Below are 23,941 nucleotides of genomic sequence, written 5' to 3'. Positions count from 1 at the left end.
ATAGGTCGTGATACCGGCGACAATCCTTTTTGCCCTGAAGGATCGGCCGTCAGCGGGTAAGGTAATCGAGGCCGGCCAAGGAAAACAGGATCGTGAGCCAGGCAGCAGCCCCAAATGCCGCCAGCCGCGCCAGGCCAGGTTGCTCGTCAAGATGCATATAACGCCATGACACGAGACCTGTCTTGACGAGAGCGATGCTGAGCCCGACAGCCAGTCCTATCGCGCCTGACAGAAGAGTACTTGCTGCCACCGTCATTCCCAGCAGCATGAGCAGAGCGGCCCAAACGAGCAGGATCGAAGCGGTTTTTGTCATGGCTACCTCGCCAGATAAAGAAGCGGATAAAGAAGGATCCAGATGACGTCGACGAAGTGCCAATAGACCCCACAGACGACCACCACAATTGCGCGCTGCGGCAAGGGCAATTTTCTGAACAGAACGCCTAGGGCGAGCCCAATCATGAGCAGGATGCCGACGGACAGGTGAACTGCATGGATGCCGGTGGCCACGAGGTAGAGGTCCATGAACAGCCGATGCATAGGCCCGCTCAAGGCACTGCCGCTGGCGGCAACCGGAAGAAGGCCCTCTTGATATTCCAGCGCATATTCATAGACCTTGAGCACCAGAAATCCCAAACCGAGCAAGGTCGCCGCCGCAAGCCACCATGCAGCGCCCGTCCCGCCGCGTTTGGCGCGATCGGCCGCCATCGCGACCGCGGCGCTTGAAGTCAGCAGAACAGCGGTGTTTACTCCGGCAAGCAGCCAATGCATCGCCTTTGACGCGGCAACCACCTGGTCCGGATGCTCCAGACGTAACCACGCGATTGTCAGGAAGAGGCCGCCGAACAGGAGGGTCTCGGTGCCGATGAAGATATAGATCCCCATCATCGCCGCTTGCGCCTGTCGGCCCGGATCGTCGTAGGGTTCGCGGACACGCGTTAGAGCACTCAACTCTCTCCCTCCCGTTCCACCGGATAATCGTAAGCGGGGCCGCTTACGACGGGCACCGTGTCAAAGTTATGCTTTGGCGGCGGCGATGGCACCGTCCACTCGAGGCCTCGAGCATCCCAGGGATTATCGTCTGCAGGTTTGCCGTAGCGCATCGAATAGATGAGGTAGACGAAGGGAAAGAGGTAGGCGAAACCGAGAATGGTAGCACCGGCCGATGATAGGACGTGCAGCGTCTGGAATTCCGGAGGATAGACATGATAGCGCCGCGGCATGCCCCAGTAGCCCAGTAGAAATTGCGGGAAAAAGGTCAGGTTGAAGCCGAGGAAGATGAAGATCGCAGTAATGCTGCCCCAGATATGGTTGTAGCGTCGGCCAATGATCTTCGGCCACCAGTAATGCAGGGCACCGAAAAAGGCCGATACGGTCCCTCCGACCATGATGTAGTGGAAATGGGCGACCACGAAATATGTGTCGTGGACGTGAAGGTCGACGGCCAGCATGGCAAGCATCAGCCCGGTCAGGCCACCGACGACGAACAGGCCGATAAAGCCCATGGCAAAAAGAAAGGGCGGATCGAGACCGATGTGGCCTTTATAGAGTGTTGCGGTCCAATTGTAGACCTTGATGCCCGAGGGAACAGCGACAGCCAGGCTCAGCAACGAGAAGGCGGCGCTTGCATACATCGACTGGCCGGAGACGAACATGTGATGGCCCCAGACCAGAAAGCCGATGGCGGCGATCGCCATCGAAGACCCGGCGACGAACTGATAACCGAAGACTGGCTTGCGAGCCGCCGCTGCAATCAGCTCGCTGACGACGCCGAGCGCCGGGAGGACCATGATATAAACGGCCGGATGGCTGTAGAACCAGAACAGGTGTTGGTACAACAGCGGATCTCCCCCGACTTTGGGATCGAAGATACCGAGACCGAAGAAGCGTTCCGCGACGATCAGCACCAGGGTGATCGACAGGACCGGCGTCGCCAGGACAAGCACGAGCGAGGTTGCGTAATGAGACCATACAAAGAGCGGCAGACGACCCCAGGTCATACCGGGGCAGCGGAGCTTGTGGATCGTGACGATGAAGTTCAGTCCGGTCAAAATAGATGAAAAACCCGCAATGAACACCGCTGTTGCGGCCAGAACCACATTGCCGTTCGCAAACATCGAGGAGAGTGGCGTATAAAAGGTCCAACCCGTATCGACGCCGCCGGTGACAATGACAATCAGGGTAAAGCATCCTGCCAACATGAAGATGTACCAGCTGAGCAAGTTGAGCCGCGGAAATGCTAGGTCGCGCGCCCCGATCATCAGCGGGATCAGGAAATTACCGAACGTGTTCGGAATGGAAGGGATCAGGAAAAACCAGACCATGATCACGCCGTGAAGCGTAAAGGCGCGGTTATACCCCTCGTTTGTCAGAAGATCTGCCTGTGGCGTCAGGAGGTCGGCGCGCACCAGGGCCGCAGCGATACCTCCCACGAAGAAAAAGAAGGTCACCGCGAAGAGGTAGAGTATGGCGATCCGCTTATGGTCGGTGGTCAAGAGCCACGAACCAAGACTGTGGCCGGCGCGCAGATAGCTGACACGTTCCTCTGCGGTCTCCGAAAGCCCCTCACGATGAAGGTTGGTATCAAGATGGGTCGCCTCAGGGATTGGCATCGGCCGCGCTCCCGTTTCCTGTGGACTTGATGTAGGCAACGAGCTTCAGCACCTCCTCCTCCGAAAGGACGTTCTGAAAGGTTGGCATGATCGACGGGTATCCGGCGGCAATTTGCTTTTGCGGCAGTAAGATACTGTCGCGGAGATACTGATCGTCCGCCGTCACGATCGTTCCGTCGGAAAGCGGAACCGGGCTGGCGTAAATGCCTTCGAGTTTCGGGGCGTGCACGGTTGCCGACGGTCCGTGACAGCCGCTGCAGCCGTGACTGCGGAAAAGGACGGCACCTGCCGCCGCCAGGGTTTCGTCCACAGAGGACCCGCTCAGCCAGCGGCTATACTCGCCCTGCGTCATGACGATGATTTTTCCGCCCATAACCGAGTGGTCGGTGCCGCAGAATTCGGCGCAGGTGAGCCAGAAGGTTCCAGTCTTATCGGGCGTGAACCACATAATCGTGTAGCGTCCGGGCACCACGTCCTGCTTCAGCCGCAGTGCGGGGACGTAGAGACTATGGATGACGTCCTGCGAAGCCATGGTGAGCTTGACAGGCTGATCGAGCGGGACATGAAGCTCATCGATCTCCCCCTGCCCTTCCGGATGCTGAAATTTCCACATCCACTGCTTGGCGACAACATCGATATTGAGGGCATCGCCCGGAGGGAAATAACGAGTTGCGAAGAGCGCCGTGGACCAGCCGAAAAAACCAAGCATCAGCAGAAAAGGAAGGATCGACCAGGAGAGCTCCAGGGTGAGGTTGCGCTTTGGCGGATGCATGCGGTTGGCAGGCTTTCCCCGACGATACTTGACGGCGTAGAAGACGATGAGGATAAAAACCGGAGCCGCCAAGGCCAGAATGAACACGAAGAAAGCGACGGCGAAGATATCGACCTGTTGGCTGTAGGCAGAGTTTTCGCTCGGCATTAGAAGCGCAAAGAGGTCAGCCATCGCGATCAACCGCGTTGCGGCGCCGCTCGCGCAAAAAGGCAAGCCCGAGAAAGCCGGCGAGCGATGCGATCGTCACGCTTGCGCCAACGCGAAGGGCATTCCAGACGATTGGGGAGTATCGACCGGTGGTCGGGTCGTAGTGGTAACACAGAAGCAGCAGTTGCTGCCCCCAGGAGCCAAGCTGCCCCTGCCCTGCCTCCGTCAGTGCAAGATTGAGATCATCCGGTACAGGAGCCAGGCCGTAGAGCCAACGACTGAGGTGACCGCTCGGCGTTACCACCGCAGTTGCGGAGATGTGGGCATATTGTCCAATCTGCTCATCCCAGGCGTAGCGATACCCGAGCGCGCCTGTGACTGCCGCTATTGCTTGTCCGCTGCCGGTCCACGCATGCACCGCGGCAGCGAGATCGGGATAGCGCTTGCAAAGTTCCTCCATCGACTGCCTGGCGTCGCCGGGCGTTTCGGTCGGATCGATACTCATCGCGACCACGGCGAAATCCTTGCCAGGCTTGTAGGACTGAGCGCGAACCGCTTCCATCAAGCCCGAGAGGGTCACGCCGCAGATGTTCGGACAGCGGTGAAGCACCGGGACTAAGAGCATCGGGCGCCCTGCGGCAGCACTTTTCAAATTCGCTGCTCTGCCGGCCTCGTCGATGAAGGTGGTCGACATGGGAAGGAGGACACCGGGGCGCTGATCGATCCCCGCCTGCTGGAAGGGGTCAAACGCCCGTGCCATCGTCGACCCGAGCGCTGCAATTGCGCTTAGCGATATCAGAAGCGCCAGCAGGAATCGTCTCATGGGTGTCCACTCCTTCCGGCAGCGGCCTCCGGCCACCCCTGCTGGGCCAGGAGTTCCATCGCGCGGTCGATCGGGATATGCGCGGAGGTCTGGGTTTCGTCATTCCAGCCTGCTTCCGTGAGCCGTTTGCCCGCCTGTTTTTCGATGCGGTCTTCCGCCGCTTGGGGATCGACCTCGAGGCGGATGCCAAGACGTGTCTCGCCCTGCCCTGAAAACGGCCTTGCAGGTTGCGCCCAGTGAAGGATCGCCGCGGCCAACGCGACGCAGGTCACCATCAAGACGAAGACCATCAAAAGCGCGAACAGAACCCGACGTGGCTTAACGTCTCTGGTCTCCACCGAAGGCAGGTGCTCAAGCGCTTTCATGGGCGCTCCTTTCCGACCCTGGCAAGCTCGGTTCGGGCCTGCGCGAGCGAAACGGAAGTCAGCAGCGCCATTCCTGCGCTGGTCACGAGGTAAATGACTATTGCCCAGGTCGGGCTCTCAAGCTCGGGTATCACGAGCCATGCGACCTCAGCCAGGCTGCCCGCCAAAGTCAATGCCGCGAAAAGGCGGAGCCCACGGCCGCTTTGCCGGATTGGCGGAAAGAGCAGCAGAAATGCAGGACCCAGCCTCAAGATGATGACGATAAGAACAAGGACGGACCAGACGCCCCCCGAACGTCGCAAGAACCAGTCGGCGCGCGCAGGCAAATTGCCCGACCAGAGAATAAAATACTGCATGAAGTCGAAATAAGCCCAACTTAGAAGCAGCGTGAGAAACAAAGCGCCCATTAGAGAGCGCTGCCTGGCGTCAGGCGGAGAAAGCAGAAATCGGATCAGGATGATCGCGGAAAAAGCCGTCAGCGCCTGGACTGACAGGAAATATAGTCCGAAGCCGGAGGAATGGAACTGCGGATCGAGCGAGAGCACGACATCCGTGGCGAACAGGCCGTCGAGAAGGACAAAAACGATGAGTGCGGCGGCGGCCAGGGGCCGGTTAGGCGCTCGCGAAAGACGCGTCTGAAGCCAGATGCAGATAGCGAAAAAAACGATCAATCTTGCCGCCACGGCCAGAGGCGCCAAGTAGAAGGCGCGGAACCCGGTAAGGCCCTCGCCATTATACCAGGGAAAGATGAGTCGTATGCCAAAGAGGACGGGGAGGCAAAACACTGCGAGCAACGGCATTCCCGCCGCTAGCATGGCTGCCGGCGGCCTCACGATGTTTCGCCAGATGCCCGGGATAACATCCACCAGCATGATGAAGAGCAATCCGCCGAGAACCGTTGCACTTTGTAAAACGAAGGCGGCGAGCCAGCCGGTCAATGCTTGGCGGGGCGCAGGAAGCGTCGCCGCAAGACCAAGAAGCAAAGCAACAAAGCCGAGTACCCGCCGGTAATCCGAGCTCATGGCTGCGCGTCCTTCTTTTCCGCCTGCAAACCGGCCAACGCCGCCGGCGGGGCGTTTTGGCTGAGTTGCAGCGCCTTCACATAGGCTGCGATCGCCCACCGATCACGCGGCAGTACCCTATCGGCATAGGAATACATTACGCCGTGTCCGTTGGTGATGACGTCGACGATGTAGTGGTCTGGAGCATCCCTGAGCCTCGCCATATGGAAGCTCGGAGGGTGAGGAAATCCGCGGGAAGGGACGCGGCCGTTCCCGTACCCTGCGGGGTCATGACAAGGGGTGCAGTAGATCTCATAACGCTCGTGACCGCGGGCCAGAAGGGCAAGCGACATCGGCGGGCGTGTTTCGAGCTCCTCGCGGTCGCTCTCATCGTCCCGCGCCACCGCACCGTCGGGCGGCGCCTGCATCGCCTGGCCGTCCGCAAAAAGCCCGCTCCTTTCATAGGAATCGTAGCGCGGCTGATGATCCATGTCGTCGCATGCCGGCAGGAGCAGCACAGCGGCCAGACCGAGGAACAGCTTGGTCATTCGGGTTCCTCTGTCTGGTGCACGAGAGCGAGCGTCAACGGATCCAACGAACGAAGGAAAGCTTCCGTCGCCTGCGGGTCGAACTGCGGGTCATTGCCGAAAACGATCAGGAAAAAGCGATCGACACTGGCGAGATGAAACGTGGCAATGTCGAAGACCGGATGGTGCAGCCGTGGCAGCCGGTTGAGAAGCAACATTCCCACCACTGCGGCAAGGACTGCAAACAGTACGCAGGTTTCGAAAGTGATCAGCATGAAGGGCTGCCAGGCAAACAGCGGGCGACCGCCGATGTCGATCGGGAAATCCCAATTCGTGTAAACCTGCATACCGTAGCCTGCAGCCGCGCCGAAGACTCCGCCAGCCAACGTGATCCAGGCTACCCGATTGTCCTCTATCTCCAGTGCTTTTGAAAGCTCCGGAAGCGGAAAAGGCGAATAGGCGTCCAGGTAACGAAATCCCGCGGCACGTGCCTGGCCTGCCGCCTTTATCAGCTTCTCGGCGGCGTCGAACTCGACGAGGATGCCGAAAGGTTCGACATGGGCACCGGGCTCACGCATGGTCCAAGCTCCCGGTTTCCTCATAGGCTTCCTTCACCTCGAAGGCGGAGATGACCGGAAGAAAGCGGACGAACAGGAGATAGGGCGCGAAAAACACTCCCAGCATGCCGGCAAACAACAACCATTCCCAGAAACTGGGGCGATATTCGCCATAGGAGGACACCAGCCAGTCGCGATAAAGCGCCGTCGTCAGCAGCATGAACCGCTCGTACCACATGCCGACCGTCACCGAGAGCGCGACCAGGAAGATGGCGAGTGGGGAGCGGCGGATCGAGCGGAACCAGAGAAGCTGCAGCGGCACGAAATTCAGGATGACGGCGCCCCAGTAGCTGTACGCATAGGCGCCGGTCACCCGGTCGAGCAGCGTCTCCATTTCCTGCTGGTCGCCGGAGTAAAGGGCGTTGAAAACTTCCGCAACGTAGCCGTAGGCGGTCATGAGGCCGGTGACGAGCAGAAAAACCGCTAAAAGGTCGAGATGGCGCGCCCGGACCAAGCGATCAAGACCGAGAGGATGGCGGATCACCGTGGCAATCATGATGACCACCGCAAAGCCGGAGAAGGCCGCACCCATGACGAAATAGGGCGGGAAGACAGTCGAGTTCCAACCAGGGATCGGACCTGCGGCAAAGAGCAGCGATATTTCCGAGTGAACCGAAACCACCAGCGGCACGGCGATGGCCGCCGTGAGCCGATAGGCCTGCTGCCATCGTTGCCAATGCCTGGCAGAGCCGCGCCAACCAAGGGAAAGCAACCCGTAGAAGACTTGCGCGCGGCGGCTCCTTGCGCGGTCGCGCACCGAAGCCAGATCCGGAACAATACCGATATACCAGAAGAGGACCGACACCGTCAGATAGGTCAAGACTGCGAAGAAGTCCCAGGTCAGCGGGCTCTTGAACTGCGGCCATATCTGCATGGCGTTCGGATAAGGAGCCATCCAGTAGAAAAACCAGGGCCTTCCGAGGTGGAGGATCGGGTAAAGGCCAGCGCAGAGAACCGCAAACAGCGTCATGGCTTCAGCGAAACGGTTGAGCGAGTTTCGCCAATGCGCACCGACGATCAAAAGCAGCGCTGAAATCAACGTGCCGGCGTGACCAATGCCCAGGAACCAGACATAGTTTGAGATCGCGAGACCCCAGTTGACCGGAATATTGTTACCCCAGACGCCGACGCCGCGGTAAAACAGGACAGCGACCGCCACCCCAAAGCAGCCGAGCAGAAGAAGCGACAGGCCGAACAACAGCCACCAAGCGCGCGGCCTCGGGAAATCGAGCGGAATGGAAACGATCTCGCGTGTGATCTCGCGATCGACATCGCCGAACCCGTCCGTCATGACTTTTCCTCCCGTGCCAGATCAAAGCCTATCCGGGCGAGATAAGTCGTACGCGGTCTGGTGTTGGCCTCCTCGAGCAAGATGTAATGTCGCGTCTGCGCCTTTTTGCGACTGACGGCGGAATTGGGGTCGGCTACGTTACCGAAGACGATAGCCTCGGTCGGGCAGGCCTGCTGACAGGCGGTTATCACCTCGCCTTCCCGGATCGGACGTCCCTCCTTGTCTGCGGCAATGCGGGCCGCTTCGATCCGCTGCACACAATAGGTGCATTTTTCCATGACGCCGCGGCTTCGCACCGTGACATCTGGATTACGCATTGCCCGTACGCTTTCGGCATCCTCTGCGGTGTAGTCGAACCAATTGAAGCGTCTGACCTTGTAGGGGCAGAAGGAGGAGCAGGTTCGTGTGCCGATGCAGCGGTTATAGACCTGCAGGTTGAGCCCGTCCTTGCTATGAACCGCTGCATTGACGGGACAACCCATCTCACAAGGCGCCTGCTCGCAATGCATACAAGGTACCGGCTGGAAACGGGAAGATGGCTCTTCCGGACGGTCCGACAGATAGTGATCCACCCGCATCCAGTGCATTTCGCGCCCTTCGGCCACAAGGTCGCGGCCAACGACTGGTATGTTGTTCTCGGCCTGACAGGCGGTGATGCAGGCATTGCATCCAATACAGAGGTCGAGGTCGATTGCCATTGCCCAGGCCGGATCAGAAATGGGCCTGTCTGGATAAAAAGAGGGCGGGTGCGAAACGTTCTGCCTCGGCTGCTTTGCCGTGACAACGCGTGAGAAGTCATGGGGGTCCATGTCTTGATCGGGCTGCGTGGTCGCAATTTTTCGCTGCGCCCCAGTCTTAGAAATCGTGGCGCCCTGTAGCTCCCACGCAGCCTCGACACTGCGCAGGGGCGCGACGTCGAAGCCGGCGTCCGCCGAAACTCCGCCGCTTACCTTTCTCCCATAGCCGAGCGTCACGCTGATCGTATTAGCAGCCTGGCCGCTCGCAACCCAGGCCGCACCTGTCAGCGAGCCGCCACCAATCGATAGACCGACCTCATCTCCAGCCTGGATTTCCTTGCTGCGCGCGAGATCTGGCGAGATCTGGATAACGTTATCCCAGACGATCTTGCTCAGCGGTCTTGGCGTCTCCTGCATCCAGGCGTTTTCGGAAAATGTCCCATCCCAAACGCCCGGATCCGGTCGAACGAGGACGGTCAAGCCTTGCCCTCGCGATCCCGCGGCTGGCAGACTGCGATCAAGGATCGCAGGCAGACCAGGCCGTGGCCTAGTATCTTCAACAAAGCCCTTCACAAGCGCATGGCGCCACCGAGCGTCGAAGTCGTTCCCCCAGCGCGTGCGCCACGTCTCTTCGACGAGCGCGCGCTCCCCGCTTCGCCCCCCGTTTAGCAGATCGACAATCACATGGCGCGAGCGAACGTCGAAAAACGGCCGTACTAGCGGCTGCAGGATCGATGCTGAACCATCCACAGCGACTGCGTCGCTCCATGTTTCAAGGTCGTGCTGGAGCGGCACGTGCCAGTGCGCCCGTTGCGCCGTCTCGTCCAAATGAAGTCCGGCGTGGACCACAAGCGGAACCTTTTGGACAAGGTCGGCAAGCTCCAGTTGCCCCGGCGCAGTGTAGACAGGGTTCGAGCCAAGGCAGACGAGCGTGTCGATCTTGCCACGCCGTAGGCGATCGCCAAGTGTCCTCCATGTTTGCTGCGGATTGCCGGATAGCGACGCAGGGTCCTCGATGTAGGCGACCGTAGCACCAAGATTGCCAAGACGCTCATTGATCAGGACCGCCAGGCGATGCTGGCGTTCCGACTGGTACTCCCCGACCGTTACGACCGAAAGCCCTTTAGATGACAGCAACGCCTGAACGACCAGTTCCACCCAGTTGCGCGCGGCTTCGTTCAGGTGATTTTCAATGTCCGCTTCCAAACCGAGCGCACTGGCAAGAGCGTTCAGCAGCGCCTCAATATTGTGCGGCTCAGCGCTCAGACAGCGGTCGGCGATGGCGCCGGTTGCGGTGGGTACCGGTTCGGCAACGAAGAGCAGCGAGCGACCGCCACCCGTTTGCCGGGTCTGGCGACGCCTGCCGAACAGGACGCTGTTGCGGGTCTGATATGGCCCCGGCCCCAGAAAATCATCGTCGAGACAGACGACGACCTCCGCCCGATCGAAGCGTGGCTGACAGAGCATCTGGCGACCGAAGAGCCCTCGAAGTGCCATTGACCGGCCTTCCGACCGTGACGGGTCGATGGAAAGCAGGAGGGACTTGGGCCACCGCTGCGCGAGCGCATCAAGTTGGCGACTCATCGTGAGCGACGTAGTCGGACCGAGTAGCAGGCACAGCCCCTCGCCTTTTTGCGCGTCGAGCCGTAGCGCATTTTCAGCCATCGCGCCCTCGAATGCCGACCATGTGCTCAATGTCCCGTTGCGGCGAGGCGAACGCGACCGGTTTGGATCGTACAGCGACAAGAGCGCTGCCTGGGTGAAGGCGTCCGACTTGCCGCCTGATGCCGGATGATCGGGATTTCCCTCCAGCTTGACAGGGCGACCGGTGAAGGTCTTGCCGACAATGGGTTGGGCGTAACCGGACATTGTCACGGCAGTCGCATACCATTTGGCGATGCCCGGCATAACGTCTTCGGGTTGGACGACGTAAGGAAGTGCCGCCTCGTCTTCTTGTCCCTTGCAGCCCACCATACCGGCCAACGCAAGTGAAGCGCCCATAATCTTGAGAAGCGTCCTGCGATCGATTGCCGATCCCTGCGGCGGCTTGCGAGCGTCTGGCTGTTTGTGATCGGAGATGTCCATGCTCTACCTATGGCAAGTGTTGCAGTCAGTGAGCGTATCGGGATGAAGCGACTTCACAGCCGTGGCGACCCTTGCAATCTCTTCTTTGGATGAGGCGTCGGGGTTCCAATCGGTCCAGTCCATCCTCGTCACGTCTGCCGGAGGGCGAAGCTGCGGTAGCGGATTTCGATGGCAGTCGAGACACCAGCCCATCTGAAAAGAATGCGCAGGCGCCATCAGCGGCATCTGGTCGACACGGCCGTGGCAGGTGACGCAGGGAACGCCTTTGGTGATGTGGGCCGCGTGATTGAAATAGACGTAGTCCGGCAGACGGGAGACGCGTCGCCAAGGTATCGGCTTACCGGAAGCAAGGCTCTGGCGGACCGGCGCCAGGATCTCGGCGTTGGTCCAGATCTGGGAGTGACAGGTCATGCAGATATGCGTAGCTGGCAGGCCGGCGCGGCTGCTTGTCTCGACGGAAGTGTGGCAATAGCGACAATCAAGCCCTAGCCCCCCGACATGATGTTGATGACTAAACGGGACCGGCTGGTCGCGCACCCATCCGACGGAATGGCCGGCACCGACAAATGTGTAAGCGCCGGTGATCGTGAAAACAAAAACCCCCAGTGCGGCCATGATCAACGCGCGCAGCCGGGTGTCTGCCGAGGCGGTGAAGATCTGGGCCATTCCGCACCTCCCGACTGGTCAGCGTCGCTGATTCCGATCGTCGACGACAAGCCGACCGGCCGCCCGAACCAATAACGGCCAGTTTTGTTCCGGATCGGTAACAGCCATTCGAGAAAAATGTCCTTTGAAGGCTGCCAAACAAGGTTCGGCGCTCAACATGCACCGGCGGACAGAAGTCGTCGGGAAGGGTGCCGCATCAGCAGGCCTTTCGATCAAAACCTCCGGCGCCGGAGGTGATCGGCAAACGGAGAGCCTCTCTGTTGACTGGCGAAGTTGCGACATGTCCTTCTCCGCAGCTGTCCGATAGACAAGTAGCCCAACGCGGATTTATATCACGCGATGACATAGAGCGATGAACGTCTCTAGCAAGAGGCGAACGCATTCCCGCAGTGCTCGCTGGGAGGAATGCCGTCTTCATTGCCGCAGGAGCGCTGAAAGCCTGGCGGGCCTGCGCACGAGGTTCGGCGAAAACACAATTTGCGAGGATGGCGGTGACTAGGCCCGACTTGTGAACAACAACAATTGATCACGCTTGATCTTGGCGCCGCGCGGCCCACCTCTTCTTGATATGGAAACAGGTAATAACGCACGCCGAGGAATGATTACCTACGTCCTCGCGCTTCTCGCAATCGTCGTTGTCGTCGCGGTCGGATACGGCCTTATTTTCCACCCCGGTAACCCTCGGCCGATCAGTAGATCCATTGACGGCAGTATCGTGAAGTGAAATCGGATCAGACCTGATCATCGTTCGACTGGACGCGTCGCAAAGCGCGATCGGTCGGGTGAATTTCGCGCGTCTTGGCGCAGATCGGGTGGGCGATACTGTCAAAGTTTCGAGCTCGAGACTCAGCCGGGCTTCTGCGGCAGGTGGGTCCTATTAAAGCATTTGCGCGACTCTTCGAAGGGGATGAAGATTAGGAAGCGCGCATGCCACGAGCTCGTCGCTGACAGGCGTCTCCATAAGTGATGGCCGTGATGATCACCAGGAACAACTTGCTGTTTAATACATATGTCATCGGCGTGGCTTGACCGCCGCCTAGCAAAACAACGCTCCAGACCACTTTGCCGGTCGAGGTCGGGTTTTATCACCGGCCCTTAGAAGCCAATTATCTGCGATGTGTGCGGTTCAAATCCTTTGCCCGCAACTGAGCATCTGGCAACACTAGCGCAACCATCTCTCAAAAAGTCCGGATGAGCGTCGCATCGGCAGGCGACCGCGCGACGGTTGCCGGCCGACATAACCGAGCGCGATGGCGGCCATCAGAGCCAGACCGGCGCCCAGCACCATGCGGTTCTTGTTAAAGAAAAGCTGCCAAGAATGGTTGCGAGCGATGTCGTCGAAGCGGCCGTGTGCGCCGTGATCGCCCGACACCGGGCGGTAGAGATTGTTCTGCCTTCCCGGTTCGATCATCTCGCGGTCCTGCTGCCCCTTGAAGCCGGTCCAGGCCAGATAATGGTCGAGGAAAGAAGAGAATAGACGATCGCCCCAGATCGCCTGGACGGTCGGAAAGCCCACCATGACCGACTTGCGCCGCGCATGGGCGGCATAATAGATGGCGTCGGCCGCCACTTCAGGCTGGTAGGGCGCGCTGGCGGGCTTGGGTTTTCGCGGCAGCGTGGTTTTGATCCAGTCGAATTGCGGCGTGTTCGCTCCCGGCAATTGAACCATCGAGACATGCACTTTGCTCCCGGCATGAATCAACTCGGCGCGCAGCGAATCCTGAAATCCCTGGATCGCGTGTTTAGCGCCGCAATAGGCCGACTGCAGCGGAATGCCGCGATAGGCAAGTGCCGATCCGACAAGCACGATCGTGCCGCGATTGCGCGGCAGCATGCGCTTCAGCGCCGCCATCGTGCCATGTACTTGGCCAAGATACGTGACCTCAGTCACACGCTTGTAGTCCTGGAGCGACATTTCGAGGAACGGCGCCATGACACCTGCGAACGCCATATTGATCCAGATATCGATCGGTCCGAACGCGGCTTCCACTTCGCGAGCCGCGTCCTCGATAGCTGCCGCGTCGGCGACGTCGCAAGATAGGGCGATGGCCTCACCGCCGAGCTCCTCCACCTCGCGCTTCGTCGCCTTCAGGCCATCCATACCCCTGGCGATCAAACCGATCCTTGCACCGCGACGGGCAAAAGCGCGCGCCGTGGCGCGGCCCACGCCCGCGGTCGCTCCGGTGATCATGACGACTTCTGATCCAACGTTCCCCATAGCGCTCTCCAGTACTATTTTTCTCGTGATTGCTCGAGCAATTAACCGGCTTCGGCGGGATAAGTTCGCGCGTCGGGATCAGATGCAGGTTTTACAGCGTTACATCGGAGCCTGGCTCGAGCCGACGGGGCTCGACTGGCGTCAGTGGATTGGAGAACCGGAATGGCGTCACGCATCGAGGACTTTGCCGTCATCGGAAACTGTGAAACCATGGCGCTCGTTGGTCGGAATGGCTCGATCGACTGGCTTTGCCTGCCACGTTTCGACAGTGCGGCCTGCTTTACCGCCCTCCTCGGCAGCAGGGACAATGGGCGCTGGCTAATCGCGCCCACCGCGACGGAGGCAACTTCCACACGCCGCTACCGCGGTAACAGCCTCGTTCTCGAGACGACCTTCGAAACGAAAACCGGAAGCGTTCAAATCGTTGATGCCCTATCGCGCCGCGACGGCGTTACCGATCTGGTGCGTGTCGTCAAAGGCCTGAGCGGCTCGGTCGAGATGCAAACGGAGATCGTGCTGCGCTTTGACTATGGCCGGACCATCCCCTGGGCTTCCAGAAATGAAGACGGAAGGCTCGAATTTGTCTCCGGACCCGACAGGATCATCCTCGATTCTTCCGTGCCCCTGCGCGGTCAGGATATGCGGACGATCGGCAGGTTCGATATACGCGCCGGCGAAGAACATTGTTTTGCGATGAGTTGGACTCTGTCCTTCCGTCCGTTGCCGGACGCTCTTGACCCGAAGCGGGTGCCGCAGCTGGAACAGAATGCATGGGAGGAATGGGCATCGCGGTTCAAGCCGGTGGCAACCTGGTCCGGACCCGTCATTCGATCCCTTCTAACCTTGAAAGCACTGACGCATCGAGAAACCGGTGGCATTGTCGCTGCCGCGACCACATCGCTACCCGAACTGATCGGCGGCCCGAGAAACTGGGATTACCGCTTCTGCTGGCTTCGGGACGCGACGTTCACCATCTACGCCTTGATCAATGGCGGCTTTCTGGAGGAGGCACGCCAGTGGCGCGATTGGCTGCTGCGGGCCGTCGCTGGGGATCCCGATAATTTGCAGATCATGTACGGTGTCGGCGGCGAGCGGCGGCTGACAGAATATGAAATTCCATGGCTTGCAGGTTATGAAGGCTCGACACCAGTGCGCATCGGCAATCATGCCTCGACGCAATTGCAGCTCGACGTCTTCGGCGAGTTGTTGGATACGCTTTATGTGGCGCGCAAGGCCGGATTATCACCGGATGAAGCCACTTGGCCAGTCGAGCGGGCTCTCGTAAACCATCTCGCCAAAGTCCGGAACCAGCCCGACAGCGGTATTTGGGAAGTCCGGGGCGCAAAACGCCATTTCACCCATTCCAAGGTCATGACTTGGGTCGCCTTCGACCGGGCAATCCGCATGATCGAGGAGTTTGGGGTTGAGGGGCCCGCGGATGAATGGCGGCATGTCCGCGATGACATCCATCGGCAGGTTTGCGAACACGGTTACAACCGGGACCTTGGCTCTTTCGTCCAATCCTATGGCTCATCCGTGTTGGATGCGAGCCTGCTGCTGCTTCCGCTCGTTGGCTTCCTTCCGCCTGACGATCCCCGCGTGATCGGCACCGTCCGAATGGTCGAGCAGCGGCTGATGCGTCACGGCCTTCTGCTGCGCTATGAAGACGGTCGAGGTTCTGATGATCTTCCCGCCGGCCAGGGCGTCTTCCTAGCATGCAGTTTCTGGCTGGTGGATAGCTATGTCCTGCTCGGACGGCAGGATGATGCGCGCGATCTCTTCGAACGGCTGCTCACGCTCTGTAACGATGTGGGGCTGCTTGCCGAGGAATATGACGTCGGATCCGCACGTCAGGTCGGCAATTTCCCGCAGGCTTTTTCGCATCTCGCCCTGATCAATAGCGCCTACAACCTTGTCAAGCACCGCGGGCCCGCCAAAGACCGCTCGAAGTAGTGACAGTACGCACTTGAAACATGCGCTGCGGCGTTTTGCACAGCCGCCGCCGGGAACCATGCGGTGGCCCGTTAGTTTCAACCTGAATAGCCATCGACCAGAATCCGTGGAGAACCGTCATGTCCATGACTGTGGGTGATTTCATCGTTAAGCGTCTGCACGACTGGGGTGTGCGCAGGATTTTCGGTTACCCCGGCGATGGCATCAACGGTATCTTCGGGGCGCTCAATCGGGCGAACGGCAGTTTGGAATTCATTCAGGCGCGTCATGAAGAAATGGCCGCCTTCATGGCATCCGCGCATGCGAAATTCACCGGAGAACTCGGGGTCTGCATTGCAACTTCCGGCCCCGGCGCCTCGCATCTGGTCACCGGCCTTTACGATGCCAGGCTGGATCACCAACCTGTGCTTGCCATCACCGGCCAGCAGGCGCGGACGGCCATCGGCGGCCACTATCAGCAGGAAGTGGATCTCGTCTCCCTTTTCAAGGATGTAGCCGGCGATTTCGTCCATCAGGCGAGCGCTCCGGCACAGGTCAGGCATCTGGTCGACCGCGCCGTCAGGATTGCGCTAGCCAACAAGACCGTCACTGCTCTCGTCCTACCCAACGACTTACAGGAAATGCCCTATGAAGAGCCACCGCGTCTGCACGGCACGATTCATTCCGGGATCGGATTCAAGCCGCCGAAAACCATTCCCCATGCAGACGACCTGCAACAGGCGGCAGATATTCTCAATGCCGGCAAGAAGATCGCGATCCTGGTCGGCGCCGGTGCGCTGGGCGCGACGGACGAGGTGATTGCGGTTGCCGATCGCCTCGGAGCAGGTGCAGCCAAGGCGCTGCTTGGTAAGGCAGTCCTGCCGGACGATCTGCCGTGGGTCACCGGATCGATCGGCATGCTGGGCACCAATCCCTCATGGAAGCTGATGACCGGCTGCGACACGCTGCTGATGATCGGTTCGGGTTTCCCCTATTCCGAATTCCTGCCCGAGGAAGGTCAGGCGAAAGCGGTGCAGATCGACATCAATCCCAACATGCTTTCGCTGCGCTATCCGATGGACGTCAACCTCGTCGGCGACGCCACCGAGACGCTGAAGGCGCTTCTACCGCTGCTCGAACAGAAGAAGGATCATTGGCGCAAGGAAATCGCCGCAGAGATCAAGGAATGGTGGAAGACGCTCGACGACCGGGCGCAGGCGGAGGCCAATCCGATCAATCCGCAACGGGTCACCTGGGAATTGTCGCCGCGTCTTCCAGAGGGCTGCATCCTCACCAGCGATTCCGGTTCCTGCGCCAATTGGTATGCCCGGGACATCAAGATTAGACGCGGCATGAGCGCCTCGCTGTCAGGCGGCCTCGCCTCCATGGGCGCCTGCGTGCCCTATGCGATCGCGGCCAAATTCGCCTATCCCGACCGTCCGGTCATCGGTCTCGTGGGCGACGGCGCTATGCAGATGAACAACATGGCGGAACTGATCACCGTCGCCAAATATTGGAAGACATGGTCCACGCCGCATTTCGTCATTGGAGTCTTCAACAATGAAGATCTGAACCAAGTGACGTGGGAGCAGCGGGTGATGGAAGGCGATCCGAAATTCGACGCCTCGCAGCGCATCCCGAACGTGCCGTATCATCGCTTTGCCGAACTGATCGGGCTGAAGGGCATCTATGTCGACCATCCCGACGGTGTCGGCGCGGCATGGGACAAGGCTCTCGCTGCCGATCGGCCTGTCGTAATCGAATTCAAGACCGATCCAGAAGTGCCTCCCCTGCCGCCGCACATCACCTTCGCCCAGATGCAACACCTCACGGAAGCGCTGGTGAAGGGCGACTCGCATGAGGGCGGAATTGTCACCGGAACCGCCAGGCAATTGTTGGGCGCGCTGCTGCCCGGCGGAGGCGACAAGTGATCGCCGAGGCGCTGATCGACAACCTCGAATGTGCTGTCTATCGCATTCCAACGGACATGCCGGAAGGCGACGGCACATTCGAATGGAACGCCACGACGATGATCGTCGTCAACCTGCATGCCGGCAAGACCGTGGGAACCGGCTACAGCTACGTGGACGCATCCGCCGCACACCTGATCAACGACACCCTGAAGGCCACTGTCGTCGGCAGCAACGCCCTCGATATAGACCATATCGGACAGCGCCTGTTGCGGCAGGTCCGAAATTCCGGCCGCTCGGGGATTGCCGCCTGCGCGATCTCCGCCATCGATCTCGCTTTGTGGGACCTGAAGGCGAGGCTGCTGAATACATCTTTATGCCAACTGCTCGGCCAAGTACGAGATCTAGTGCCGATCTATGGCAGCGGCGGCTTCACCACCTACTCGGACGACGTGCTCTGCCAGCAATTCTCCCGCTGGGTCCATGACAACGGTTGCCGGTTCGTCAAGATGAAGATCGGCGCCGAGCCCGAGCGCGATCCGCACCGCATCCTCGCCGCCCGCTCAACTATCGGAGACGCGGAACTGTTCATCGACGCCAATGGTGCTTTCAAGCCGGCTCAATCAGTGCGTTTTGCCGAGGCGATCCGCCAATATGATGTGCGGTGGTTCGAAGAACCGGTGTCATCGGACGATGAAGCGGGCCTGCGCTTCGTGCGCCAGTCGATACCGCCATCCATGGAAGTGGCAGCCGGCGAGTATGTCTTCACCCTCGACGATGCTCGACGCCTGTTGAGCGCCGGTGCAGTCGACATTCTCCAGGCGGACGCCACGCGCTGCGGCGGCATAACCGGCTTTCTGAGGATTGCCGCGCTGGCCGAGACCTATCACATTGACATCTCTTGTCATTGTGGACCGTGCGCGCATCTGGACGTCGCATGCGCCCTACCCGGCCTCCGCCATATCGAGTGGTTCCACGATCATGTGCGGATCGAAGAGATTCTGTTCGATGGCGCACCAAAGCCTGAGGACGGCGCCATCAAGCCTGATCTGAGCCGGCCCGGCAACGGGCTTCAGTTCAAAGCCCGCGATGCCGAGAAGTACAGGATCTAGGGAGGAGAGAATGTCACTCGCCGTACGCAAGGTTGAGGACACTAGTGGCTTGGACGCCTTAATTTCAGATCTCGGAACGCTCGAAACACTCGCCCGTCTCGCAGTCAGCACTTCGACCATCAGACTGCCCGACAGCGATTTCCTCGATATTGGCCGGCAGTTGAATGGCGCGGCAGCCATCCTCTCGCTCTCGGTGCTGTGCGACAGTGCCTTGGAGCATTATCGCGGTAGTTTCCACAATCGCGTCATGTACACACCGTTGGTCGTCTCGGCGCTAACGCTGGGCGCTAGTCTGTCCGGCATTGCTAGCCCGAAGGCTAAGCGGCATCCCGTGCGAGACTCAGTCTATGCGACCGCCGGCTTGATCGGGCTCGCGGGTCTCGGTTTCCACGCTTATAACGTGCTGAAGCGGCCTGGCGGACTTTCATGGCTCAATCTCTTTTATTCGGCGCCAGTGGGTGCGCCGGCAGCCTTGGCTCTCGCAGGCGCGCTTGGCCGCTGCGCCGAGATCGTGCGCGGCACAAGCCCGGGCGAGATAGCGAAAATCATGCAGCGCCCAGCGGGAAAATTCCTGAGTGCATTTTGCACTATTGGCATCTGGGGTACTGTGGCAGAGGCTGCCTTGCTGCACTTTCGTGGATCGTTTCAGAATCCGGCAATGTATCTCCCGGTCAGCATTCCCCCTGCCGCTGGTCTATTACTGGTGCAATGCGTCGGCCGCGCTCCGGCTCTGCAGCTTCGCCTTGCCCGTTGGGCGCTTCGGCTGACCGCGATACTCGGCTTTGCCGGATCCGGCTTTCACGTCTACGGCGTCTCCCGCGCCATGGGCGGCTGGCGCAACTGGACGCAGAACCTCCTCAATGGCCCGCCGATTCCTGCCCCGCCCAGCTTCACCGGCCTGGCTCTGGCTGGCCTGGCGGCATTGCGCCTGCGCGAGAAGGAATAGGTCGATGACGGATCGCTACCCGGGGTATGACGTGATGGCCAAACGCGACGGCGTCTCATGGAACGACAAGACGCGCGCGGTGATCGACCAACGTTTGGCGCAGGCGCCGGACGATAGAGGCGCCCTGACGGAAACCCGATGGAACACGCTGACCGCACTTTGCGAATGCATCCTGCCGCAAGACGCGCGTCGGAGGAAAGCCATTCCGCTCGCAGCTGTGATCGCCGGAAAGATCGGCAAGGATGCTTCGGAAGGCTATCGCGACGTGCGGCTCCCCACCTTTCGCGAAGCATGGGAACGCGGTCTGGACGCATTGCAGGACGAAGCACGTCTTCGCCATGGAGAAGACTTCATCAGCCTTATCGGTGCCCAGCATCAGGCGCTGCTTGACGACATCGCGAAGGGTACGACCACATCTCCCCTCTGGGGCGACATGCCGGCCAGGCAATTCTTCGCCAAGCGCGTGCTGCACGATCTAGTCAGCACCTACTACGCCTTTCCGGCAGCATGGAACGAGATCGGCTTCGGCGGTCCCGCCAGTCCCCGAGGCTATGTGCGGCTCGGTTTTGATCGTCGGGACCCTTGGGAGGCAGCCGAAGCCACGGCCGGCCAAGAGATGCAGGCGAGACGAAAAAATGCCCGCCAGCGATGATCCCGAAGTCACGCCGCGCGCGACGAACGGACGCGCACCCGACGTCTTCCGCCAAGGCGCATGGGTACCGATGCGCCAATATGACAACGACGAGGCCGTCGATTTCGCCATTGTCGGCACCGGAGCCGGCGGCGGCACCCTCGCCTGCCGACTGGCCGAGCACGGCTTTTCCGTCGTCGCTATCGATGCCGGGCCGTATTTCAGGCCGCTCGAGGATTTCGCGTCGGACGAAAGCCACCAGTCGAAACTTTTCTGGACCGACGAACGGCTGGTCGACGGTGACGATCCGCTGCAGCTCGGCGCCAACAATTCCGGCAAGGCGGTAGGGGGCTCGACCGTGCATTTTGCCATGGTATCGCTGCGTTTCCGGCCCGAATGGTTCAAGGCGCGCAGCCTCCTCGGCTATGGCGCCGACTGGCCGCTCGACTGGCGGGAAATGTGGAGCTACTATGATGAAGTTGAGCAGGCGCTCTGCATTTCCGGCCCGGTCCGTTATCCTTGGGGACCGCACCGGCCGCGCTACCCGTATCGCCCGCATGAGCTGAACGCGGCGGCTCTGGTTCTTGCCAAAGGCGCGGAAGCGATGGGCATCGACTGGTCCCCGACACCGCTCGCCACGCTCTCGGCGCCGCGAGGATTGGCGCATCCTTGCGTCTATCGCGGCATGTGCGTCATCGGCTGCGCCACCAATGCCAAGCAGAGCGTGCTCGTTACCTGGTTGCCTCGGGCGTTGGCGGCAGGCGCGGAAATCCGCGACCTCGCCATGGTCGGGCGGATCGAACATGATGGAAATGGCCGGGCGACGGGGCTGCACTATCATCGGCAAGGCAACTGGCATTTCCAAAAAGCCCATAATGTCGTTGTGGCCGGCTATGCGATCGAGACCCCGCGATTGCTGCTCAATTCGGCGAGCCCGATGTTTCCGGACGGCCTCGCCAACAGTTCCGGTCTCGTCGGCAAGAACCTGATGGTGCAATCCAATCAGGCCGTCTGGGGCCGCATGGATCAGGAGGTGCGATCCTACAAGGCACCGCCGTCGCTGGCGATCACCGAACACTGGAACTATACCGATATCGGCAAGGAATTCTTCGGTGGCTATTGCTACATGAGCCAGGGTCCACTGCCGATCGGCTGGGCCAACACCCTTGCCGCCCAAGGCATGTGGGGCCCGGCTCTGATCGACGCGATGGAGGACTTCAACCATCAGGTTGGTCTGAAAATCGTGGGCGAATGCCTGCCGCAGGAGCGCAATCGCGTCACCCTCGCCGAAGAGCGCGACCGCTACGGCCTGCCGATCGCCCGCGTCACCTATTCCTACTGCGACAACGACAAACGCCTCATCCGTCACGCCCTGGATTTCATGGGCAATGCACTCGAAGCCGCTGACGTGCAGGATATCTGGGAGGAAATGGACGATACCTGCCATCTGAATGGCACCGCGCGCATGGGAGATGATCAGCGATCGAGCGTGGTGAACGTTGACTGCCGCAGCTGGGACATGCCCAATCTCTGGATCTGCGACGGCTCAGTCTTCCCCACCGTCGGCGGCGCCAATCCGTCGCTGACGATTCAGGCAATCGCCTGCCGCACCGCCGACAGGATCAAGCAAATTGCAGCGCGCGGTGAGCTTTGATCCATCAACAAAGATTACTCGCTTCGACCGTACGTTGGCATGATAGCACAGCCACGGGCGCCACTTACTTGGCCGATTCCCCTTTTCCGGCGGCAGGTGAGCGAGATATCAGCGCGTCCACCGATCCGTGTCTTCCAGCGCCTTGCTAAAGCAATCGAGAATTTGATCAACATGGCCCTCCTTTGCGATCAACGGCGGACAAAAAGCGATGCTGTCGCCGATGTTGCGGACAATCATCCCATGAGACTGGCAGCAGGCGTTGAAATATGCTCCGACGCGGCCGGCGGGATCGAAGCGCGCCTTCGTTGACTTGTCCGCCACGAGTTCGACCGCCGCAATAAAGCCGATCCCGCGGATTTCACCAACGAGGGAGTGATCGGCATAGCGCGAGAGGCCCGAGAGCAGCCGCTTCCCCATCCTCTTTGCATTCTCCACCAGACCGCGTTCTTCGATCAGCCTGATATTTTCAAGTGCCACCGCCGTTGCCACGGGATGGCCGCTCGCTGTGAAACCGTGTCCGAACGTGCCGATAGCAGCACTTTGGCTGGCTACCTGCTGATAGACCTTGTCATTGATGAGCACGGCGGCAAGCGGCTGATAGGACGACGACAGTTGCTTGGAAAGCACCATAATGTCCGGTTCGATGCCAAACGTGGTACAGCCGAACATGGAGCCGGTTCGCCCGAACCCGCAGACGACCTCATCGGCCACCAGGAGGATATCGTATCTTCGGCAGATCTCCTGGATTCTGCTCCAGTAACCGGTCGGCGGAACGATCACTCCACCCGCCGCCATGACTGGCTCGCCGATAAATGCGGCCACTGTGTCTGGTCCTTCGCGTTCGATCAGGGCTTCGAACTCTCGGGCAAGCCGATCAATAAAGGCGGTTTCCGTTTCTCCTGCTTCCGCAAACCGATAGTAATGCGGGCAGAGCGTATGGAGGATGTTCGGCAATGGCAGGTCGAAAGCGCGATGGTTGTTCGGCAGGCCGGTCAGGCTTGCGGCGGCCACGGTGACGCCGTGATAAGCGCCGATACGGGATATGATTTTTTTCTTTCGCGGCAGGTCGCGGGCGTTGTTGTAGTAGCGCACCATCTTCACCACGGTGTCGTTGGCTTCCGATCCGGAATTGGTGAAATGGACCTTGCTCATCGGTACCGGTGCCAGCGAGATGAGCTTCTCGGCAAGCTCGATGGCTGGCTGATGCGTCTTGTGGGTGAAGGTGTGATAGAAGGGCAGCTTGCGCATCTGCTCGATCGCTGCCTCGACGAGCCGAGGCTCGTCGAAGCCGAGCGCGACGCTCCAGAGCCCCGCCATCGCTTCGATGTAGCGGCGCCCATCAGTGTCGTAGACGAACACCCCCTCGCCGCGCTCGATGGCCAGCGGGCCAGCTTCCTCATGCGCTCTGGCGTTGGTGTAGCTGTGGAGATGAAAGGCGATGTCGCCAGCATGGAGCGCGCGGGTGAAATTGGACATGTGAGGTCTCCGACGGAATAAGGTATAGTGCGCACGTTCTCGCCAGGCCTGCGGCTTGCGAGGCTGTATTTGGTTTTTGCGAGATGTAGAGCCGCCTTCGCTGAGGCTGGCTCCGTCACGGACGGAAGCAGCGTCAGCCTGCATTATCGGCCGACCCTGCGGGAGTTCCGCCTGATTGGATAAGATGGCGCTGGGAACCAGTCCTCTGAGTGCTTCGCCGGCCTCTTCTCTTGCTGCGTCCAAGTCCAGGAATGTCTCACCGTCTGGGTCGGGCACGACGTAATCAGTGTGTTTGATGTAAAAAATAATAGGTGGGCAACGGCCTGCACTCCCCATCTCCGGTCGTTCCCGCGTCTGGCAATCACCTGCACGTTGGCGACTGAGAACGAGGCTTTTTCCAGGCGAAGCTGACACAGGTGGCA

At 60.1% G+C, this 23,941-nt stretch carries 20 protein-coding genes; 6 read left to right on the top strand and 14 right to left on the bottom strand.

Translation table 11 applies throughout. From position 1 onward, the window contains the following. Positions 1–49 precede the first annotated feature (49 nt). The 13 genes from J2J99_RS25885 to J2J99_RS25825 all read right to left on the bottom strand — a co-directional run bounded on the left by J2J99_RS25885 (position 50) and on the right by J2J99_RS25825 (position 13,858). Positions 50–313, bottom strand: coding sequence for a cytochrome C oxidase subunit IV family protein (locus tag J2J99_RS25885; protein ID WP_168302130.1), 264 nt, complete (start codon positions 311–313; stop codon positions 50–52). 2 nt (positions 314–315) lie between these two features. Beyond that, entirely contained in the window at positions 316–885 is a 570-nt protein-coding gene (locus tag J2J99_RS25880; protein ID WP_246735463.1) for a cytochrome c oxidase subunit 3, read from the bottom strand. A gap of 59 nt (positions 886–944) precedes the next feature. After that, on the bottom strand, positions 945–2,609 hold the full coding sequence (ctaD, locus tag J2J99_RS25875; protein ID WP_168302132.1) for a cytochrome c oxidase subunit I: 1,665 nt from the start codon (positions 2,607–2,609) through the stop codon (positions 945–947). Further along, positions 2,596–3,552 carry a cytochrome c oxidase subunit II gene (gene coxB, locus J2J99_RS25870; protein ID WP_168302146.1) on the bottom strand — a complete coding sequence of 319 codons (957 nt, stop codon included), beginning with the start codon at positions 3,550–3,552 and terminating at the stop codon, positions 2,596–2,598. The genes ctaD and coxB overlap by 14 nt, the downstream gene beginning before the upstream one ends. Further along, complete coding sequence (locus J2J99_RS25865; protein WP_168302133.1) at positions 3,545–4,351, bottom strand: SCO family protein; 807 nt, start codon at positions 4,349–4,351, stop codon at positions 3,545–3,547. Before J2J99_RS25865 ends, coxB begins: the two co-directional genes overlap by 8 nt. Further along, the gene (locus tag J2J99_RS25860; RefSeq protein WP_168302134.1) at positions 4,348–4,716 is read right to left on the bottom strand and encodes a hypothetical protein; all 369 of its coding nucleotides are present in this window, start codon (positions 4,714–4,716) and stop codon (positions 4,348–4,350) included. The genes J2J99_RS25865 and J2J99_RS25860 overlap by 4 nt, the downstream gene beginning before the upstream one ends. Further along, positions 4,713–5,738, bottom strand: a complete 1,026-nt coding sequence (locus J2J99_RS25855; RefSeq protein WP_205919290.1) for a hypothetical protein — start codon at positions 5,736–5,738, stop codon at positions 4,713–4,715. Before J2J99_RS25855 ends, J2J99_RS25860 begins: the two co-directional genes overlap by 4 nt. Next, positions 5,735–6,265 carry a c-type cytochrome gene (locus J2J99_RS25850; RefSeq protein ID WP_168302135.1) on the bottom strand — a complete coding sequence of 177 codons (531 nt, stop codon included), beginning with the start codon at positions 6,263–6,265 and terminating at the stop codon, positions 5,735–5,737. The genes J2J99_RS25855 and J2J99_RS25850 overlap by 4 nt, the downstream gene beginning before the upstream one ends. Beyond that, positions 6,262–6,822, bottom strand: coding sequence for a DUF3341 domain-containing protein (locus J2J99_RS25845; protein ID WP_168302136.1), 561 nt, complete (start codon positions 6,820–6,822; stop codon positions 6,262–6,264). The genes J2J99_RS25850 and J2J99_RS25845 overlap by 4 nt, the downstream gene beginning before the upstream one ends. Beyond that, complete coding sequence (nrfD, locus tag J2J99_RS25840; protein ID WP_168302137.1) at positions 6,815–8,152, bottom strand: NrfD/PsrC family molybdoenzyme membrane anchor subunit; 1,338 nt, start codon at positions 8,150–8,152, stop codon at positions 6,815–6,817. The genes J2J99_RS25845 and nrfD overlap by 8 nt, the downstream gene beginning before the upstream one ends. Continuing rightward, entirely contained in the window at positions 8,149–10,974 is a 2,826-nt protein-coding gene (locus J2J99_RS25835) for a 4Fe-4S dicluster domain-containing protein (protein ID WP_168302138.1), read from the bottom strand. The genes nrfD and J2J99_RS25835 overlap by 4 nt, the downstream gene beginning before the upstream one ends. A 3-nt stretch (positions 10,975–10,977) precedes the next feature. Next, positions 10,978–11,640, bottom strand: a complete 663-nt coding sequence (locus tag J2J99_RS25830; protein ID WP_168302139.1) for a cytochrome c3 family protein — start codon at positions 11,638–11,640, stop codon at positions 10,978–10,980. Positions 11,641–12,802: 1,162 nt separating this feature from the next. After that, positions 12,803–13,858, bottom strand: a complete 1,056-nt coding sequence (locus J2J99_RS25825) for an SDR family oxidoreductase (protein ID WP_168302140.1) — start codon at positions 13,856–13,858, stop codon at positions 12,803–12,805. Positions 13,859–14,020: 162 nt separating this feature from the next. Here J2J99_RS25825 and J2J99_RS25820 point away from each other — a divergent pair, with 162 nt between their 5' ends. From J2J99_RS25820 to J2J99_RS25795, 6 genes are all read left to right on the top strand, one after another. Then, a complete protein-coding gene (locus tag J2J99_RS25820; protein WP_168302141.1) occupies positions 14,021–15,811 on the top strand; it encodes a glycoside hydrolase family 15 protein in 1,791 nt (596 codons plus the stop codon). 119 nt (positions 15,812–15,930) lie between these two features. Next, positions 15,931–17,721 (top strand): thiamine pyrophosphate-requiring protein, encoded by a 1,791-nt coding sequence (locus J2J99_RS25815; protein ID WP_168302142.1) that lies wholly within the window; start codon positions 15,931–15,933, stop codon positions 17,719–17,721. A gap of 56 nt (positions 17,722–17,777) precedes the next feature. Continuing rightward, the gene (locus J2J99_RS25810) at positions 17,778–18,812 is read left to right on the top strand and encodes an enolase C-terminal domain-like protein (RefSeq protein ID WP_168302147.1); all 1,035 of its coding nucleotides are present in this window, start codon (positions 17,778–17,780) and stop codon (positions 18,810–18,812) included. Between the two features lie 10 nt (positions 18,813–18,822). Continuing rightward, positions 18,823–19,758, top strand: a complete 936-nt coding sequence (locus tag J2J99_RS25805; protein ID WP_168302143.1) for a hypothetical protein — start codon at positions 18,823–18,825, stop codon at positions 19,756–19,758. A 4-nt stretch (positions 19,759–19,762) separates the two neighbouring features. Then, positions 19,763–20,410: a gluconate 2-dehydrogenase subunit 3 family protein gene (locus J2J99_RS25800; protein WP_168302144.1), complete on the top strand. Its 648-nt coding sequence runs from the start codon at positions 19,763–19,765 to the stop codon at positions 20,408–20,410. Then, entirely contained in the window at positions 20,394–22,043 is a 1,650-nt protein-coding gene (locus J2J99_RS25795; protein ID WP_168302145.1) for a GMC family oxidoreductase, read from the top strand. The genes J2J99_RS25800 and J2J99_RS25795 overlap by 17 nt, the downstream gene beginning before the upstream one ends. 108 nt (positions 22,044–22,151) lie before the next feature. Here the strand turns inward: J2J99_RS25795 and J2J99_RS25790 are convergent, their stop codons facing one another. Then, positions 22,152–23,519 carry an aspartate aminotransferase family protein gene (locus tag J2J99_RS25790; protein ID WP_168302471.1) on the bottom strand — a complete coding sequence of 456 codons (1,368 nt, stop codon included), beginning with the start codon at positions 23,517–23,519 and terminating at the stop codon, positions 22,152–22,154. Positions 23,520–23,941: the final 422 nt, after the last annotated feature.

The sequence above is a fragment of the Rhizobium binae genome, assembly GCF_017357225.1.
GTDB lineage: Bacteria > Pseudomonadota > Alphaproteobacteria > Rhizobiales > Rhizobiaceae > Rhizobium > Rhizobium binae.
This window is presented reverse-complemented; position numbering and strand designations above follow the sequence as displayed.

Bases quoted from the DNA above. Each gene is read 5' to 3' on its own strand.
- J2J99_RS25865 (WP_168302133.1), bottom strand. From the start codon at position 4,351: ATGAGACGATTCCTGCTGGCGCTTCTGATATCGCTAAGCGCAATTGCA.
- J2J99_RS25825 (WP_168302140.1), bottom strand. From the start codon at position 13,858: ATGGGGAACGTTGGATCAGAAGTCGTCATGATCACCGGAGCGACCGCG.
- coxB (WP_168302146.1), bottom strand. From the start codon at position 3,552: ATGGCTGACCTCTTTGCGCTTCTAATGCCGAGCGAAAACTCTGCCTAC.
- J2J99_RS25805 (WP_168302143.1), top strand. From the start codon at position 18,823: ATGTCACTCGCCGTACGCAAGGTTGAGGACACTAGTGGCTTGGACGCC.
- J2J99_RS25845 (WP_168302136.1), bottom strand. From the start codon at position 6,822: ATGCGTGAGCCCGGTGCCCATGTCGAACCTTTCGGCATCCTCGTCGAG.
- nrfD (WP_168302137.1), bottom strand. From the start codon at position 8,152: ATGACGGACGGGTTCGGCGATGTCGATCGCGAGATCACACGCGAGATC.
- J2J99_RS25800 (WP_168302144.1), top strand. From the start codon at position 19,763: ATGACGGATCGCTACCCGGGGTATGACGTGATGGCCAAACGCGACGGC.
- J2J99_RS25885 (WP_168302130.1), bottom strand. From the start codon at position 313: ATGACAAAAACCGCTTCGATCCTGCTCGTTTGGGCCGCTCTGCTCATG.
- J2J99_RS25850 (WP_168302135.1), bottom strand. From the start codon at position 6,265: ATGACCAAGCTGTTCCTCGGTCTGGCCGCTGTGCTGCTCCTGCCGGCA.
- ctaD (WP_168302132.1), bottom strand. From the start codon at position 2,609: ATGCCAATCCCTGAGGCGACCCATCTTGATACCAACCTTCATCGTGAG.
- J2J99_RS25860 (WP_168302134.1), bottom strand. From the start codon at position 4,716: ATGAAAGCGCTTGAGCACCTGCCTTCGGTGGAGACCAGAGACGTTAAG.
- J2J99_RS25795 (WP_168302145.1), top strand. From the start codon at position 20,394: ATGCCCGCCAGCGATGATCCCGAAGTCACGCCGCGCGCGACGAACGGA.
- J2J99_RS25880 (WP_246735463.1), bottom strand. From the start codon at position 885: ATGATGGGGATCTATATCTTCATCGGCACCGAGACCCTCCTGTTCGGC.
- J2J99_RS25790 (WP_168302471.1), bottom strand. From the start codon at position 23,519: ATGTCCAATTTCACCCGCGCGCTCCATGCTGGCGACATCGCCTTTCAT.
- J2J99_RS25830 (WP_168302139.1), bottom strand. From the start codon at position 11,640: ATGGCCCAGATCTTCACCGCCTCGGCAGACACCCGGCTGCGCGCGTTG.
- J2J99_RS25820 (WP_168302141.1), top strand. From the start codon at position 14,021: ATGGCGTCACGCATCGAGGACTTTGCCGTCATCGGAAACTGTGAAACC.
- J2J99_RS25855 (WP_205919290.1), bottom strand. From the start codon at position 5,738: ATGAGCTCGGATTACCGGCGGGTACTCGGCTTTGTTGCTTTGCTTCTT.
- J2J99_RS25815 (WP_168302142.1), top strand. From the start codon at position 15,931: ATGTCCATGACTGTGGGTGATTTCATCGTTAAGCGTCTGCACGACTGG.
- J2J99_RS25810 (WP_168302147.1), top strand. From the start codon at position 17,778: ATGCCGGAAGGCGACGGCACATTCGAATGGAACGCCACGACGATGATC.
- J2J99_RS25835 (WP_168302138.1), bottom strand. From the start codon at position 10,974: ATGGACATCTCCGATCACAAACAGCCAGACGCTCGCAAGCCGCCGCAG.